We start from the raw sequence: 16,141 nt of genomic DNA, 5'->3' as shown, positions 1-16,141 counted from the left end.
GCGTGGTTCGCAGCCCGAACGGCGGATTTCGACTGTCGGTCACGACGACTACCGTGGAGCTGTGTCCGACCCCGCTACGTACCGCCCGGCCACCGGAACCATTCCGGTCGAGCCAGGGGTCTACAAATTTCGTGATCCGCACGGCCGCGTCATCTACGTCGGCAAGGCGAAGAGCCTGCGCAGCCGTCTCAATTCCTACTTCGCCGACATCGCCGGCCTGCATCCTCGCACGCGTCAGATGGTCACCACGGCTGCCAGCGTCGAATGGACCGTCGTCACCACCGAGGTGGAGGCGCTCCAACTCGAGTACAACTGGATCAAGGAGTTCGATCCTCGATTCAACGTCCGGTACCGGGACGACAAGAGCTACCCGATGCTCGCGGTCACGCTCAACGAGGAGTACCCGCGGTTGTTCGTCTACCGCGGGCCCCGGCGCAAGGGTGTGCGTTACTTCGGCCCGTACGCGCACGCGTGGGCGATTCGCGAGACGTTGGACCTGCTGTTGCGGGTGTTCCCGGCGCGGACGTGCTCCGCTGGAGTGTTCAAGCGGCACAACCAGATCGGTCGGCCCTGTCTGCTCGGGTACATCGACAAGTGCTCGGCGCCGTGCGTCGGACGCGTGTCGGCGGCCGAACACCGTGCGACCGTCGAGAACTTCTGCGACTTCCTGTCCGGCAAGACCGACAAGCTCGTCCGCGAGCTCGAGAACCGGATGCAGAAGGCGTCGGAGGACCTGGACTTCGAGACGGCGGCCCGGCTGCGCGACGATGTGGGGGCTCTGCGGCGCGCGCTCGAGAAGCAGGCCGTGGTGCTCGGCGACGGCACCGACGCGGACCTCGTCGCCTTCGCGAGCGACGACCTCGAAGCGGCGGTCCAGGTGTTCCACGTCCGGGGCGGTCGCGTGCGCGGCCAGCGCGGGTGGGTCGTGGAGAAGGCAGGCGAGGTGATCGACGCCGCGGTCGCGGCCGAGGCGACGTCCGCCGGGGCCGACGACCGTACCGAGGCGCAGGACGCTCCGGTGGACGCGGAGGCGGCGTCCGATCTGCCGGCGCTCGTCGAGCAGTTCCTCACCCAGTTCTACGGCGAGCAGGCCTCGCTCTCGTCGTCCACCGAGGACGCCGCTGCCAACGCCGTACCCCGCGAGGTGCTCGTCCCGGTGCTGCCGCCGAACGCCGACGAGGTGCAGGCGTGGCTCAGTTCGCTGCGCGGGTCCGCGGTGCAGCTGCGGGTGCCTCGTCGCGGCGACAAGAAGGAGCTCGCGAAGACGGTGTATCGCAACGCCGTCGAAGCGCTTCAGCAGCACAAGATGAAGCGTGCGGGCGACTTCACGTCGCGCTCCGCAGCGTTGCAGGGCATCCAGGAAGCGCTCGACCTCGACAGTGCACCGTTGCGTATCGAGTGCATCGACATCTCGCACGTCCAGGGCACCGACGTGGTCGCGTCGCTGGTGGTGTTCGAGGACGGGTTGCCGCGCAAGAGCGACTACCGCCACTACTCCATCAAGGAGGCTGCGGGAGACGGTCACTCGGACGACGTCGCGAGCATCGCCGAGGTCACACGGCGACGGTTCCTGCGTCACGGCAAGGACTCCGGCGGCGATCTGGCTCCCGAGGCCTCGCTCGACCCGCAGACGGGTCGGCCCCGCCGCTTCGCCTATCCGCCGAACCTCTTCGTCGTCGACGGCGGCGCACCGCAGGTGGCCGCGGCGGCCGAGGTGCTCGACGAGCTGGGTGTCACCGACGTCGCGGTGGTGGGTCTCGCGAAACGGCTCGAGGAGGTGTGGGTGCCGGGGGAGAGCGACCCCGTGATCCTGCCGCGCACCAGCGAGTCGCTGTACCTCCTCCAGCGGGTTCGCGACGAGGCGCACCGCTTCGCCATCACGTTCCACCGCAGCAAGCGGTCCAAGCGCATGACGGCGTCCGCGCTGGACTCGGTGCGCGGGCTCGGTGAGGCGCGTCGCACGGCGTTGGTGACGCACTTCGGCTCGGTGGCCAAGCTCAAGCAGGCCGAGGTGTCCGAGATCGTGAAGGTGCCGGGTATCGGCGAGACGACGGCACGCGCCGTCCTCGAGGCACTGGGAGTTCCACAGGACCAGGACGCGTCGGCTGCCGCGGCCGCGTCGGAACCGACCGCGGTCCCCGACAACGAAGCGGACAGCGCCCCGGTACGACATGATGAACGCACCGACGGCAGCGACCGTGACGAGCTGCCGGCACCGTCCGGTGAGCCGCTGTCGGTGGCCGCGCATCGAGGAACAGGACACCGGGACGAGTGAACGTGCAGCGAGAGCAGGTGGGTGACCCCGTTCGACCGCACTCCGACATCGACGTCGCTCTGGTCACAGGGCTGTCCGGTGCCGGGCTCGGCACGGCGGCGAAGGTCCTCGAGGACCTGGGCTGGTACGTCGCCGACAACATGCCGCCCGAGCTGATCACTCGCATGATCGAGATCGGTCGCACCTCGGACCCCGGCATCGAGCGGCTCGCCCTGGTGGTCGACGTGCGCAGCCGATTGTTCAACGGCGACGTCGGCACCCTGCTCGCCGACCTGGCAGCGGACGGGGTGCGCCCGCGCGTGCTGTTCCTGGACGCGTCCGACGACGTGCTGATCCGGCGATTCGAATCGGTGCGCCGCAGCCACCCGCTGCAGAACTACGGTGTGGACGGCACGCTCACGGAAGGCATCTCGGACGAGCGGGCCCGGTTGGCCACCGTCAAGGAGGCCGCGGACATCGTCATCGACACGAGCTCGCTCTCCGTGCACGGTCTGCGCGATCGTGTCGCCGCGGCGTTCGGCGACGACGTGGTGGGCACCGTGGCCGTCACCGTCGAGTCCTTCGGCTTCAAGTACGGGGTACCGCTCGACGCGGACGTGCTGTGTGACATGCGTTTCCTCCCGAACCCGCACTGGATCCCCGAGCTGCGCCCGCTCACCGGCAAGGACGCCGGCGTGCGGGACTACGTGCTGGGGCAGCCGGACGCGGAGGAGTACCTCGAGCTGTATCACCGCCTGCTGACGATGACGCTCGCCGGCTACCGGCGCGAGGGCAAGCGGTACATGACCGTCGCCGTCGGCTGCACCGGCGGCAAGCATCGCAGCGTCGCCATGACCGAGGCGCTCGCCGAACGGCTGCGTGCCGATGCCGACACCAGTGTCCGCGTCGTGCACCGCGACCTGGGTCGAGAGTGAGCGCGGACGGCGGACGCGGCGGCGACGACGCTCCGCACATCGTCGCGCTCGGCGGCGGGCACGGCCTCTACGCGACCCTGTCCGCCGTACGGTCGCTCTCCACCCGGGTGACGGCGGTGGTCACCGTGGCCGACGACGGCGGGTCGTCCGGCCGATTACGCGCGGAGCTCGGCATGATCCCGCCCGGCGATCTGCGCATGGCGCTCGCGGCGCTGGCCGCGGAGACGCCGCAGGGCAGGCTCTGGGCCGACATCCTGCAGCACCGCTTCGGCGGCAGCGGCGCGCTCGCCGGACACTCCGTGGGCAATCTTCTGCTCGCCGGACTGTCCGAGGTGCTCGGTGACCCGGTGGCCGCACTCGACGAGGCCGCGCGGCTGCTCGGTGTCGACGGGCGGGTGCTGCCGATGTCGCCCATCGCCCTGGACATCGAGGCGGACGTGTCGGGACTCGAGTCCGACCCGCGCGTGAGCCGCGTCATCCGTGGGCAGGTCGCCGTCGCCACCACTCCCGGCAAGGTGCGGCGCGTCCGACTGCGCCCGTCGGATCCGCCGGCCACCGAGCAGGCCGTCACCGCTGTGGGCGCCGCCGATCTGGTCGTTCTCGGACCCGGGTCGTGGTTCTCCAGTGTGTTGCCGCACGTCCTCGTGCCCGAGCTCGCCTCGGCGCTGCGCGCCACCGAGGCCCGCAAGGTGCTGGTGCTCAATCTCGGGCCGGAGCCGGGGGAGACCACGGGATTCTCGGCGGAGCGTCATCTCCACGTACTGTCCCAACACGCGCCGGGTTTTCGGGTGCATCACGTGGTGGTCGACTCGACGTCGGTGCCGCCGGGGTCCGAGCGTGATCACCTCGCGCGGGCCGCCGCGGTGTTCGGCGCCGACGTGATCCACGCCGACGTCGCGGGGGCGACACCACACGCACACGACCCGAGCAAGCTCGCGGCCGTGTTCGCCGCTGTTCTCGAGGGCGCCGACCGGGCCGACCTCGACAGCAGCACCGACAGCAGGAAGGGATCGACGTCGTGGCCATGACAGCCGATGTCAAGGACGAACTGAGCCGCCTCACCATCACGGCGGTCAGCTGCCGCAAGGCGGAGGTCGCCGCGTTGCTGCGCTTCGCCGGGGGGCTGCACATCGTGGCCGGTCGCGTCGTCGTCGAGGCGGAGGTGGACCAGCTGTCCATCGCCCGGCGGCTCAAGCGCGAGGTGTTCGATCTGTTCGGCTACAACGCGGACGTGCACTCCATCGGCGCGGGCGGGTTGCGCAAGTCGACCCGCTACATCGTCCGGGTGGCCAAGGACGGCGAGGCCCTGGCGCGCCAGACCGGGCTCCTCGACATGCGTGGTCGGCCGGTGCGCGGACTTCCCGCCCAGGTGGTGGGCGGCACCGTCGCCGATTCCGAGGCGGCGTGGCGCGGTGCGTTCCTCGCGCACGGCTCGCTCACCGAACCCGGTCGATCGTCGGCGCTCGAGGTCAGCTGCCCCGGACCCGAGGCAGCACTCGCGCTGGTCGGCGCCGCCCGCCGGCTCGGTGTGGCGGCCAAGGCCCGAGAGGTGCGCGGCGCCGATCGCGTGGTCGTACGCGACGGCGAGGCCATCGGTGTCCTCCTCACGAGGATGGGCGCCCAGGACACTCGACTGACGTGGGAGGAGCGCCGGATGCGCCGCGAGGTGCGGGCCACGGCGAACCGTCTCGCGAACTTCGACGACGCCAACCTGCGACGCTCCGCGCGGGCGGCCGTCGCGGCCGCGGCGCGGGTCGAGAGGGCGCTCGCGATTCTCGGCGAGGACGTCCCGGACCATCTCGCCGCGGCGGGTCACCTGCGCGTGCAGCACCGCCAGGCGTCGCTCGAGGAGCTCGGGCAGCTCGCCGATCCGCCCATGACGAAGGACGCGGTGGCGGGCCGGATCCGCCGACTGCTGTCCATGGCCGACCGCAAGGCGAAGGACTCGGGCATCCCGGACACGGAGTCGGCCGTCACGGCCGACCTGCTCGACGAGGCATGAGCGCGGGTGCCTGACCGAGAACTGCACCACCCCGAACCATTAGGGTGATCACAGGTCACGGAGCGGCTCGGTCGCCCGTGACGGACACGTCCGCACCATCACGTGCGGTGGAGGAAACCGATGCACGACCCGTGCATCGACGAGGAACACGAGTTTCAACACAAAGGAGCGAACAGTGACGGTTCGGGTTGGCGTGAACGGCTTCGGTCGTATCGGACGTAACTTCTTCCGGGCGGTCGATGCGCAGAAGGCGCTCGGCACCACCGACATCGAGATCGTTGCGGTGAACGACCTCACCGACAACGCAACTCTCGCTCACCTGCTCAAGTACGACTCCATCCTCGGCCGCCTCCCGCACGACGTCTCGCTCGAGGGCGACGACACCATCGTCGTCGGCGACCGCAAGATCAAGGCTCTCTCGCTGCGCGAGGGTCCCTCCGCCCTGCCGTGGGGAGACCTGGGCGTCGACGTCGTCGTCGAGTCCACCGGCATCTTCACCGACGCGTCGAAGGCTCAGGGCCACATCGACGCCGGTGCCAAGAAGGTCATCATCTCCGCGCCGGCCAAGGGCGAGGACATCACCATCGTCATGGGCGTCAACGACGACAAGTACGACGGCAGCCAGAACATCATCTCGAACGCCTCGTGCACCACCAACTGCCTCGGCCCCATCGCCAAGGTGCTCGACGACGAGTTCGGCATCGTCAAGGGCCTAATGACCACGATCCACGCCTACACGCAGGATCAGAACCTGCAGGACGGTCCGCACTCGGACCTGCGTCGCGCCCGCGCCGCCGCGCTCAACGTCGTGCCCACGGGCACCGGCGCCGCGAAGGCCATCGGCCTGGTGCTCCCGCAGCTGCTCGGCAAGCTCGACGGCTACGCGCTGCGCGTCCCGATCCCCACGGGTTCGGTCACCGACCTCACCGCCCAGGTGCGCAAGACCGCCTCGGTCGAGGAGATCAACGCGGCCATGAAGGCTGCGGCCGAGGGCCCGCTGAAGGGCATCCTGAAGTACACCGACGCACCGATCGTCTCCTCCGACATCGTCACCGACCCGGCGTCGTCGATCTTCGACTCGGGCCTGACCAAGGTCATCGAGGACCAGGTCAAGATCGTCTCCTGGTACGACAACGAGTGGGGTTACTCCAACCGTCTCGTCGACCTCATCGGACTCGTCGGAAAGTCGCTCTGACCCGATGGCCGTCAAGACACTGCAGGATCTCATCGACGAGGGCGTCGACGGACGCGGCGTCCTCGTCCGTGCCGATTTCAACGTTCCGCTCGACGACGGGCAGATCACGGACGCCGGCCGTATCGAGGCGTCGCTCCCGACGCTGACGACGTTGCTCGAGGCGGGTGCCAAGCTCATCGTGACCGCGCACCTCGGCCGGCCGGAGGGCAAGCCGGACGCCGCGTTCTCGTTGGCTCCGGTCGCGGCGAGGCTCGGCGAACTGCTGGGACGCCACGTCCAGCTCGCCGGTGACGTCGTCGGTCAGGACGCCGAGGCTCGCGCCGAGGGTCTGACCGACGGAGACGTTCTCCTGCTCGAGAACATCCGCTTCGATCCGCGCGAGACCAGCAAGGACGACGCCGAGCGGCTGGCGCTGGCGAAGGAACTGGCCACGCTGGCCGGCGACGACGCCGCGTTCGTGTCCGACGGTTTCGGTGTCGTGCATCGCAAGCAGGCGTCGGTCTACGACGTCGCGACGCTGCTCCCGCACTACGCGGGCACGCTGGTCGCGACCGAGGTCGACGTCCTGACGAAGCTGACCGAGACCCCCGAGCGTCCCTACGCCGTGGTGCTCGGCGGCTCCAAGGTGTCCGACAAGATCGGTGTCATCGAGGCGCTGGCGCCGAAGGTCGACACGCTGGTCATCGGCGGCGGCATGGCTTTCACCTTCCTTGCGGCGCAAGGGTATTCCGTGGGCACGTCGCTGCTGCAGGAAGATCGCATCGAGACGTGCAAGGACCTGCTCGAGCGTTTCGGTGACGTCATCCACCTTCCGACGGACTTCGTCGTCGCCGACAGCTTCTCCGCCGACGCGGAGTCGAAGACGGTGAAGGCGTCGGAGATCCCCGACGGCTGGATGGGTCTGGACGTGGGACCCGACTCGGTGGATCGGTTCGAGGCGGTGCTGAGCAACGCCAAGACCATCTTCTGGAACGGTCCCGCCGGAGTCTTCGAGTTCGAGAAGTTCTCGAAGGGCACCGAAGGTATCGCTCGGGCGATCATCGCGGCGACCACGAAGGGCGCGTTCAGTGTCGTGGGCGGTGGCGACTCCGCCGCGGCGGTGCGCACGCTGGGTCTCCCGGACGCCGGTTTCTCGCACATCTCCACCGGTGGCGGTGCCTCCCTCGAGTACCTCGAGGGCAAGCAGCTCCCCGGCCTGTCGGTACTGGAGGGCTGAACCATGACATCTCCACGAGCTTCGCTCGACCGTAAGGCCAGGACCCCGTTCATCGCCGGTAACTGGAAGATGAATCTGAACCACCTCGAGGCCATCGCGCTGGTGCAGAAGATCGCGTTCTCACTGCCCGCGAAGTATTTCGAGAAGGTCGACGTCGCGGTCATCCCGCCGTTCACGGACATCCGCAGCGTCCAGACGCTGATCGAGGGCGACAAGCTCCTGCTCACGTTCGGCGCGCAGGATCTCTCGCCCCACGACTCCGGCGCCTACACCGGCGACATCAGCGGTGCCTTTCTGGCCAAGCTGGGCTGCACGTACGTCGTGGTCGGGCACTCGGAGCGTCGCGCCGGACACGGCGAGACCGACGAGGCGGTGCTCGCCAAGACCAAGGCCGCGCTGAAGCACGGACTCGTGCCGATCGTCTGCATCGGTGAGGGTCTCGAGGTGCGGGAGGCCGGCGAGCACGTGGCGTTCAACGTCGAGCAGCTCCGCGGGTCCCTCGCGGGTCTGAGTGCCGAGGAGATCGGGAAGATCGTCGTTGCCTACGAGCCGGTGTGGGCCATCGGTACCGGCCGCGTGGCCAGTGCCGCGGACGCGCAGGAAGTCTGCGGAGCCATCCGTCAGGAGCTGGCGTCGCTCGCCGACGTCGACACCGCGGCGGCGGTCCGTGTGCTGTACGGCGGATCGGTCAGCTCGAAGAACGTGGGCGAGATCGTCGGCCAGACCGACGTCGACGGTGCACTGGTGGGCGGAGCGTCGCTGAAGGCGGACGAGTTCGCCACCCTGTGTGCCATCGCCGCCGGGGGACCGCTTCCCTGACCCACCGCGCATCACCGATCGAAGGGCACGTCGCACACGCGACGTGCCCTTCGTCGTTCGGCGGCGCGCGGCCTGTAACATTGGCCATCATGCGCACGTTCCTGGACATCCTGCTGGTGGTCACCAGCATCGGCCTGCTCGTCTTCGTCCTGCTGCACCGCGGCAAGGGCGGCGGCCTGTCGAGCCTGTTCGGTGGTGGCGTGCAGTCGTCTCTGTCCGGGTCCAGCGTCGTCGAGAAGAACCTCGACCGTGTCACCGTCTTCACCGGTGTCGTGTGGCTCATCTGCATCCTGGGTATCGGCCTGGAGATCAAGTTCGCCTGATCGGGTGACGTGACCCCTGCCGTGAGCCCCGCGCTGCGGTCCGGGGGTGCGCCGACGATACTGTCCTCATGACAGTCGTGGATCCAGGTCTGCCCGCCACCGAACCTCTGCGAGAGGACATTCGGCTCCTCGGTGGAATACTCGGTTCCGTCGTCCGGGACCACGAGGGCGAGGAGATCTTCGACCTCGTCGAGCAGGCCCGAGTGGAGTCGTTCCGCGTGCGGCGGTCGGAGATCGATCGCGGCGAACTCGCCCGGCTCTTCGACGGCATCGACATCACGCGTGCCATCCCGGTGATCCGGGCGTTCAGTCACTTCTCGCTTCTCGCCAACCTGGCGGAGGACATTCACCGCGAGCGCCGCCGCGCCGTGCACGTGCGTGCCGGGGAGCCGCCCCAGGACAGCAGTCTCGCCTCCACCTACAGCAAGCTCGATGCGGCGCGCCTCGACGCCGCCACGGTGGAGGACCTGCTCCGTGACGCCCTGGTGTCGCCCGTCATCACCGCGCATCCCACCGAGACGCGTCGCCGCACCGTGTCGGAGATCCAGAGCCGCATCACCGATCTGATGCGCTTCCGTGAGCGCACGGAACTGGACGACACCGAGATCGCGGAGACCGACGCGAAGATCGAGCGGCAGATCCTCGCACTGTGGCAGACGGCGCTGATCCGGCTGTCCCGCTTGCGGATCCAGGACGAGATCGAGGTGGGTCTGCGCTACTACGACATGTCGCTCTTCGACGTGATCCCGCGCATCAACACCGAGCTGCGGGCAGCGCTCCGCAGCCGTTGGCCGGATGCCGACCTGCTGACGCAGCCGATGCTGCGACCCGGATCGTGGATCGGCGGCGACCGGGACGGCAACCCCTTCGTCACCGGGGAGATCGTGCACCGCGCGACCAACCGTGCCGCGCAGGTCGCGTTCACCCGGTATCTCGCAGATCTCGTCGGTCTCGAGCACGAGCTGTCCATGTCGGCTCGGTTGATCGACGTGGACGCGGACCTGCAGGCCCTGGCCGATGCGTCGAAGGACGAGTCGGCGTTCCGTGCGGACGAGCCCTTCCGCCGAGCTGTGCGCGGTATCCGCGGGCGACTGTCGGCGACGGCACGCCGCATGCTGGACGTGGTTCCGGACAACACCCTCGACTCGCCGGAACTCGAGCCGTACGGCGCCCCGCAGGAGATGCTCGACGATCTGGACCTGCTGGACCGCTCGTTGCGGCGCACGGCCAACGGCGTCATCGCCGACGACCGACTCGCGACGCTCCGGCAGGCGCTCGAGACCTTCGGGTTCCACCTGTCCGGGCTCGACATGCGGCAGAACTCCGAGATCCACGAACAGGTCGTGGCGGAGTTGCTGGCCTGGGCGGGCGTCCACGCGGACTACGCGTCACTGTCGGAGGACGAGCGCGTCGCGATCCTCGCCGCCGAGCTCGAGACGCGGCGACCCCTCATCGGGCCCCGCGCGGAGTTCAGCGAGCAGACGGCCAAGGAGCTGGCGATCGTCGAGTCCGCCGCGGACGCCGTGCGCACCTTCGGCGGCGGCGCGGTGCCGAACTACATCATCAGCATGTGCACCTCGGTCAGCGACATGCTCGAGGCCGCGGTGCTGCTCAAGGAGGCGGGCATCCTCGATCCCGGCGACGCCGAGACGGGTCCGTCCTCGCCCGTCGGTGTGGTGCCGCTGTTCGAGACGATCGACGATCTCCAGCAGGGCGCGGCGACCCTCACCGCGACGTTGTCCATCCCCGTCTACCGCGCGCTGGTGACGTCCCGCGGGGACAACCAGGAAGTGATGCTGGGGTACTCCGACTCCAACAAGGACGGCGGGTACCTGGCCGCGAACTGGGCGCTCTACCGTGCCGAACTCGACCTCGTCGAGGCTGCACGCGCCGCCGGGATCCGGCTACGACTGTTCCACGGCCGCGGTGGCACCGTGGGCCGCGGCGGTGGCCCGAGCTACGACGCCATCCTCGCTCAGCCGACCGGTGCGGTCACCGGCTCGCTGCGGATCACCGAGCAGGGCGAGGTGATCGCGGCGAAGTACGCGGAACCCCGCCTGGCTCGCCGCAACCTCGAGACGCTGTTGGCGGCGACCATCGAGAGCACGTTGCTCGACGTCGAGGGGCTCGGGGACGACGCCGAGCCGGCCTACGCGCTGCTCGACGATCTGGCGGCACGCGCCCAGGCCGCGTACGGGGCACTGGTCCACGAGACGCCGGGCTTCGTCGAGTACTTCCGGATGTCCACACCGGTCGCCGAGATCGGGGAGCTCAACATCGGCAGCCGGCCGGCGTCGCGGAAGCCCACCAACTCGGTGTACGACCTGCGGGCGATCCCGTGGGTGATGTCGTGGAGTCAGTCGCGGGTGATGTTGCCCGGCTGGTACGGAGTGGGTACCGCGTTCGAGGACTGGGTCGGGGGCGACGCGGACAAGCTGGCCACGTTGACCGATCTGTACCGGCGGTGGCCGTTCTTCCGGACGGTGCTGTCCAACATGGCGCAGGTCATGGCCAAGTCGGATCTGGGGCTCGCCGCCCGGTACTCCGAACTGGTGCCGGACGAGCAGCTCCGCAAGACCGTGTTCGACATGATCTCGACAGAGCATGCCAAGACCGTGTCGATGTACCTGAAGATCACCGGGCACGACGGGCTGCTCGACGACAACCCGGCGCTGGCGCGGTCGGTGTTCAACCGCTTCCCGTACCTCGAGCCGCTGAACCACCTGCAGGTGGAACTACTCGCACAGCTGCGGGCGGGAGACGATCGCGAGCAGGTCAAGCGCGGCATCCTGCTGACCATGAACGGGCTCGCGACCGCGTTGCGCAACAGCGGATAGAGGGAACCGCGAGGACCCTCCCGGCGTCGAACAGAACAGACCCATTCGACGCCGGGAGGACCTCCGTCATGACTCCGCAGAACGAACACCGTTGCACCGCAACCGCATCCGCGTGGCGCAGGGGAGTGCCCCGGCGTCGACCAGCGGCCTCGACACCCGTCCGACCGAAGGACGATCAGCCCGGACGGCCGCCGGCCTGACCGTCGCTCAGAGGCGGGACGCCGACCCCGCGTCGCTCAGAGGCGGGACGCCGACCCCGCGTCCAGGAACCACACGGTCGACTCGAGGCCGTGTGCCCCGGCGGCCGGATGCTCGACCGGGTCCGCGCCCCCGACACAGGCGGCGACGGCATCGGCCTTGCCCTCGCCCGAGACGAGGAACCACACGTGCCGAGACCTGTTCACCGCCGGGAGCGTCAGCGTGATGCGCACGGGAGGCGGCTTGGGGGAGTCGGTCACGGCCACGACCCAGCGTGACTTCTCCTGCACCGCGTCACCGTGGGCGAAGAGGGAGTTGACGTGAGAATCCGGGCCCATGCCGAGCAGGTGGATGTCGAAGGCGGGTCCGTCCTCCGGTGCGAAGGCTGCCACCGACTGCAGGTAGGTCACCGCCGCGGCCTCGACGTCGTCGCCCAGCGGCGAGTCGGACGGGGCCATGACGTGCACGCGGTCGGGATCGACGCCGACGTGATCGAGCAGGGCGTCCCTGGCCTGCACGTAGTTGCGTTCCGGGTCGCCCTCGGGGAGGAAGCGTTCGTCACCGAAGAAGACGTCGACGGCGGACCAGTCGATGTCGCCGCCGAGGTCGCGGACAGCGGCCAGGGTCGCGACGCCGGTGCCGCCACCGGTCAGCACGACGGATGCGGTACCGCGTGCTCGCTGGGCGTCGACGACCACCGACACGAATCGCTCGGCCGCGGCGCGGGCGAGAGCCGCCGTGTCGTCGGAACGGTGGATCTCCGATCGTGTCTCACTCATAGGTCACCTTCGTCAGGCCGGCGAGGGCCTCTTCGTAGATCTCGTCACGGTCGAGTCGACGCAGCTCCTCCGCGAGGCAGTCGCGGGTCTCCCTCCGGGCGAGTGAGACCAGCGTGTCCGGTTGTCCGGTGCGGATGAGCGTGGCCGTGGTGCCGGTCTGCGGCCTGCTGATGGACACGGTGCTGTCGGCCAGCACCATCTCCACACGCAGGTCGCCGACCTTGCGCACCACGGGGACGTCGAGGCGGGCGGCGAACCACCCGGCGAGAATGTCCAGTGCGGGCTCCTCGCGCAGACCCGACACGGTCACCGATCGCACCGGCTCGGCCTGCTGATCGAGCGCCGTGGTGAGCAGCGCACGCCAATAGGTGATGCGCGACCAGGCGAGGTCGGAATCGCCCTCGGCATACGACTCGAGTCGCGACGAGATGGCGGCGCGTGGGTCGGGCGAATTGGTCGCGTCGGTGATCCGTCGGATGGCGAGCCGACCCACCGGGTCCTCCTTCGGGACCGCCGGTGCTCCGCTCGGCCACCAGGCCACCACGGGGGTGTCCGGCAGCAGGAAGGGCAGGACGACGCTCTGCTCGTGTTCCGACAGCTCGCCCCGCAGTCGCAGGAAGACCACCTCGGACGCGCCCGCGTCGCCGCCGACGCGGATCTGCGCATCCAGCACGTCGTCGTCGTCGCGTTCGCCGCGGGCCAACACGATGACGCGACACGGATGCTCCCGGCTGGCCTCGTTGGCCGCCTCGATCGCGGCTTCGAACTTCGCCGGATCACGGATGACGACGACCAGGGTGAGCACCCGACCGAGCGTGACGGCGCCGCCCGATTCGCGGAGCTCCACCAACTTCTTCGAGACGGCACCGGTGGTGGTGGCGGGCAGATCGACGATCACGGCCTTCTCCATTCGCGTCCGGTGCGCTGCATCATCTCGTTGGCCGAGTCGGGGCCCCACGTGCCGGCCTCGTACGGATCGGCCGCGCCGCCGGACGCCCAGTACTCGAGAATGGGATCGAGGATCTTCCACGACAGCTCGACCTCGGCATTGACCGGGAAGAGCGACGGCTCGCCGAGCAGCACGTCGAGGATGAGACGTTCGTACGCCTCGGGCGACGACTCGGTGAAGGCCTGGCCGTAACTGAAGTCCATGCTGACGTCCCGCACCTGCATGCTGGACCCCGGCACCTTCGATCCGAAGCGCAGCGTGACGCCCTCGTCGGGCTGCACGCGGATGACGAGTGCGTTCTGGCCCAGTTCCTCGGTCATCGTGGCGTCGAACGGCAGATGCGGTGCGCGTTTGAAGATCATCGCGATCTCGGTCACGCGCCGTCCGAGCGACTTACCGGTACGGAGGTAGAACGGGACACCGCCCCATCTCCGGGTGTCCACCTCGAGGGTGATGGCCGCGTAGGTCTCGGTGTTCGACTCCGCGTCGAACCCCTCCTCCTCCTTGAGCCCCTTCACCTTCTGGCTGCCCTGCCACCCCGAGGTGTACTGCCCCCGGGCGGCGGTCTGCGCGAAGGGCTCCGCCAACCGCGTCGACGAGAGGACCTTGATCTTCTCGCTCTGCAGCTCGCTGGGGCTGAAGCTGACCGGCTCCTCCATCGCGGTGATGGCGAGTAACTGGAGCAGGTGGTTCTGGATCACGTCGCGCGCGGCGCCGATGCCGTCGTAGTACCCGGCTCGACCCCCCAGGCCGATGTCCTCGGCCATCGTGATCTGCACGTGGTCCACGTAGTGGGCGTTCCAGATCGGATCGAACAGCTGGTTGGCGAAGCGCAGCGCCAGGATGTTCTGGACCGTCTCCTTGCCGAGATAGTGGTCGATGCGGAAGACACGATCCTCCGGGAACACCCGGTTGACGATCGCGTTGAGCTCCTTCGCGCTCTCGAGATCGTGGCCGAAGGGCTTCTCGATCACCACTCGACGCCAGTGCCGCGGCGCCTCGTCCTCGGACTCCGGTCCGGTGGCGAGGCCGGACGCCGACAACTGTTCGAGCACCGTCGGGAACGCGCCCGGCGGGATGGACAGGTAGAACGCGTGATTCCCACCGGTTCCACGCTCGACGTCGAGTTCCGCCAGCGTCGTCGTGAGCTGATCGAACGCAGCGGCATCGTCGAAGGATCCCTGTACGAAGCGGATGCCTTCCGACAACCGTTCCCACACGTCCTCACGGAACGGCGTCCGGGAGTGCTCCCGCACAGCGTCGTGCACGATGGTGCCGAAGTCCTGGTCCGACCAGTCACGCCGGGCGAACCCGACCAGCGCGAACCCTGGCGGCAGGAGCCCCCGGTTCGCGAGGTCGTACACCGCCGGCATCAACTTCTTGCGCGCCAGGTCGCCGGTGACACCGAAGATCACCAGGCTGCAGGGCCCGGCGATCCTCGGGAGACGCTTGTCTCTGCTGTCACGGAGCGGATTCACCCAGGGTGTGGCTGACTCCGTCGCCACGGTTCAGCTCTTCGACGCGGCGGAGAGTTGCTCGGAGGTGGCGTCGAGCAGTTCGCCCCACGACGCCTCGAACTTCTGGACGCCCTCGTTCTCGAGCACGAGGAAGACGTCGGTCAGATCGATGCCCAGTGCGCTGATGGCGTCGAAGACGGCCTGCGACTCCTGGCCCTTGCCCGTGATGGTGTCGCCGGCGACCTCGCCGTGGTCGGCGAAGGCGTCCATCGTCTTCTCGGGCATGGTGTTGACGGTGTTCGGTGCGACCAGCTCGGACACGTACAGCGTGTCGGGCAGGGTCGGGTCCTTCACACCGGTGGAGGCCCAGAGCGGGCGCTGCGGCCGCGCGTTGTCGGTCAGCATGCCCTGGAAGCGCGACCCGATCTCGAACACCTGCTGGTAGGCGACGTACGCGAGACGTGCGTTGGCCAGTGCGGCCTTGCCCTTCAGGTCGGTCGCCTCCGGCGTGCCGATGGCGTCGAGACGCTTGTCGATCTCGGTGTCGACGCGCGAGACGAAGAACGACGCGACCGAGTGGATCGACGACAGATCGTGGCCCGCGGCCTTCGCCGACTCGAGTCCCTCGAGGTAGGCGTTCATGACGGCCTCGTAGCGCTCGACCGAGAAGATGAGCGTGACGTTGACGCTGATGCCCTCGCCGATGACCTTGGCGATCGCGGGGATGCCGGCCTCGGTGGCGGGGATCTTGATCAGCACGTTGGGCCGGTCGACGATCTTCCACAGCTCGACGGCCTGCGCGACCGTCTTGTCGGTGTCGTGGGCCAGGCGGGGATCGACCTCGATGGACACCCGTCCGTCGACTCCGTTGGTCGCCTTGTACACCGGTGCGAGCACGTCGCACGCGTTGCGCACGTCGTCGGTGGTGACCGTGCGGATGACGGAATCGACGTCGGCGCCGCGGGCGGCGAGTTCGTTCACCTGCTCGTCGTACGAGGTGCCCTTCGACAGGGCGGCCTGGAAGATCGACGGGTTCGTGGTGACGCCGACGACCGACTTGGAGTCGATCAGGTCCTTCAGGTTGCCCGAGGAGATCCGGTCACGGGAGAGATCGTCCAGCCAGACCGACACTCCGGCGGCGGACAGGTCTGCGAGATTCTGGTTCTGAGTCATGCTG

At 68.8% G+C, this 16,141-nt stretch carries 13 protein-coding genes; 9 read left to right on the top strand and 4 right to left on the bottom strand.

What is annotated here, in order from left to right; translation table 11 throughout:
- Positions 1-61: 61 nt before the first annotated feature.
- From uvrC to ppc, 9 genes are all read left to right on the top strand, one after another.
- On the top strand, positions 62-2,275 hold the full coding sequence (uvrC, locus tag HQ314_RS01195) for an excinuclease ABC subunit UvrC (protein ID WP_051613221.1): 2,214 nt from the start codon (positions 62-64) through the stop codon (positions 2,273-2,275).
- Positions 2,272-3,189 (top strand): RNase adapter RapZ, encoded by a 918-nt coding sequence (rapZ, locus tag HQ314_RS01190; protein WP_051613222.1) that lies wholly within the window; start codon positions 2,272-2,274, stop codon positions 3,187-3,189. The genes uvrC and rapZ overlap by 4 nt, the downstream gene beginning before the upstream one ends.
- A complete protein-coding gene (gene yvcK / locus HQ314_RS01185) occupies positions 3,186-4,217 on the top strand; it encodes a uridine diphosphate-N-acetylglucosamine-binding protein YvcK (RefSeq protein ID WP_308119180.1) in 1,032 nt (343 codons plus the stop codon). The genes rapZ and yvcK overlap by 4 nt, the downstream gene beginning before the upstream one ends.
- Complete coding sequence (gene whiA, locus HQ314_RS01180; RefSeq protein WP_197027771.1) at positions 4,214-5,191, top strand: DNA-binding protein WhiA; 978 nt, start codon at positions 4,214-4,216, stop codon at positions 5,189-5,191. Before yvcK ends, whiA begins: the two co-directional genes overlap by 4 nt.
- 175 nt (positions 5,192-5,366) lie before the next feature.
- Positions 5,367-6,386: a type I glyceraldehyde-3-phosphate dehydrogenase gene (gap, locus tag HQ314_RS01175; protein ID WP_027505278.1), complete on the top strand. Its 1,020-nt coding sequence runs from the start codon at positions 5,367-5,369 to the stop codon at positions 6,384-6,386.
- 4 nt (positions 6,387-6,390) lie between these two features.
- Positions 6,391-7,602 (top strand): phosphoglycerate kinase, encoded by a 1,212-nt coding sequence (pgk, locus tag HQ314_RS01170; RefSeq protein ID WP_222649033.1) that lies wholly within the window; start codon positions 6,391-6,393, stop codon positions 7,600-7,602.
- A 3-nt stretch (positions 7,603-7,605) separates the two neighbouring features.
- Positions 7,606-8,421 (top strand): triose-phosphate isomerase, encoded by an 816-nt coding sequence (gene tpiA, locus HQ314_RS01165; protein ID WP_222637593.1) that lies wholly within the window; start codon positions 7,606-7,608, stop codon positions 8,419-8,421.
- Positions 8,422-8,510: 89 nt separating this feature from the next.
- A complete protein-coding gene (secG, locus tag HQ314_RS01160) occupies positions 8,511-8,744 on the top strand; it encodes a preprotein translocase subunit SecG (protein WP_027505281.1) in 234 nt (77 codons plus the stop codon).
- Between the two features lie 68 nt (positions 8,745-8,812).
- The gene (gene ppc, locus HQ314_RS01155) at positions 8,813-11,581 is read left to right on the top strand and encodes a phosphoenolpyruvate carboxylase (protein WP_222649032.1); all 2,769 of its coding nucleotides are present in this window, start codon (positions 8,813-8,815) and stop codon (positions 11,579-11,581) included.
- 236 nt (positions 11,582-11,817) lie between these two features.
- Here the strand turns inward: ppc and pgl are convergent, their stop codons facing one another.
- From pgl to tal, 4 genes are read right to left on the bottom strand one after another with little or no spacing between them, the layout of a single operon-like run.
- Entirely contained in the window at positions 11,818-12,558 is a 741-nt protein-coding gene (pgl, locus tag HQ314_RS01150; protein ID WP_222649030.1) for a 6-phosphogluconolactonase, read from the bottom strand.
- On the bottom strand, positions 12,551-13,456 hold the full coding sequence (gene opcA, locus HQ314_RS01145) for a glucose-6-phosphate dehydrogenase assembly protein OpcA (RefSeq protein WP_204867520.1): 906 nt from the start codon (positions 13,454-13,456) through the stop codon (positions 12,551-12,553). Before opcA ends, pgl begins: the two co-directional genes overlap by 8 nt.
- The gene (gene zwf / locus HQ314_RS01140; protein ID WP_222649029.1) at positions 13,453-15,012 is read right to left on the bottom strand and encodes a glucose-6-phosphate dehydrogenase; all 1,560 of its coding nucleotides are present in this window, start codon (positions 15,010-15,012) and stop codon (positions 13,453-13,455) included. Before zwf ends, opcA begins: the two co-directional genes overlap by 4 nt.
- Before the next feature lie 3 nt (positions 15,013-15,015).
- The gene (gene tal / locus HQ314_RS01135; RefSeq protein ID WP_222649027.1) at positions 15,016-16,137 is read right to left on the bottom strand and encodes a transaldolase; all 1,122 of its coding nucleotides are present in this window, start codon (positions 16,135-16,137) and stop codon (positions 15,016-15,018) included.
- Positions 16,138-16,141 lie beyond the last annotated feature (4 nt).

The organism is Rhodococcus sp. BP-332 (genome assembly GCF_019836065.1).
Lineage (GTDB): Bacteria > Actinomycetota > Actinomycetes > Mycobacteriales > Mycobacteriaceae > Rhodococcoides.
The sequence above is the reverse complement of the archived record's forward strand: the minus strand, read 5'-3'. Positions and strand labels throughout refer to the sequence as shown.

Bases quoted from the DNA above. Each gene is read 5' to 3' on its own strand.
- pgk (WP_222649033.1), top strand. From the start codon at position 6,391: ATGGCCGTCAAGACACTGCAGGATCTCATCGACGAGGGCGTCGACGGA.
- secG (WP_027505281.1), top strand. From the start codon at position 8,511: ATGCGCACGTTCCTGGACATCCTGCTGGTGGTCACCAGCATCGGCCTG.
- pgl (WP_222649030.1), bottom strand. From the start codon at position 12,558: ATGAGTGAGACACGATCGGAGATCCACCGTTCCGACGACACGGCGGCT.
- tal (WP_222649027.1), bottom strand. From the start codon at position 16,137: ATGACTCAGAACCAGAATCTCGCAGACCTGTCCGCCGCCGGAGTGTCG.
- ppc (WP_222649032.1), top strand. From the start codon at position 8,813: ATGACAGTCGTGGATCCAGGTCTGCCCGCCACCGAACCTCTGCGAGAG.
- tpiA (WP_222637593.1), top strand. From the start codon at position 7,606: ATGACATCTCCACGAGCTTCGCTCGACCGTAAGGCCAGGACCCCGTTC.
- whiA (WP_197027771.1), top strand. From the start codon at position 4,214: ATGACAGCCGATGTCAAGGACGAACTGAGCCGCCTCACCATCACGGCG.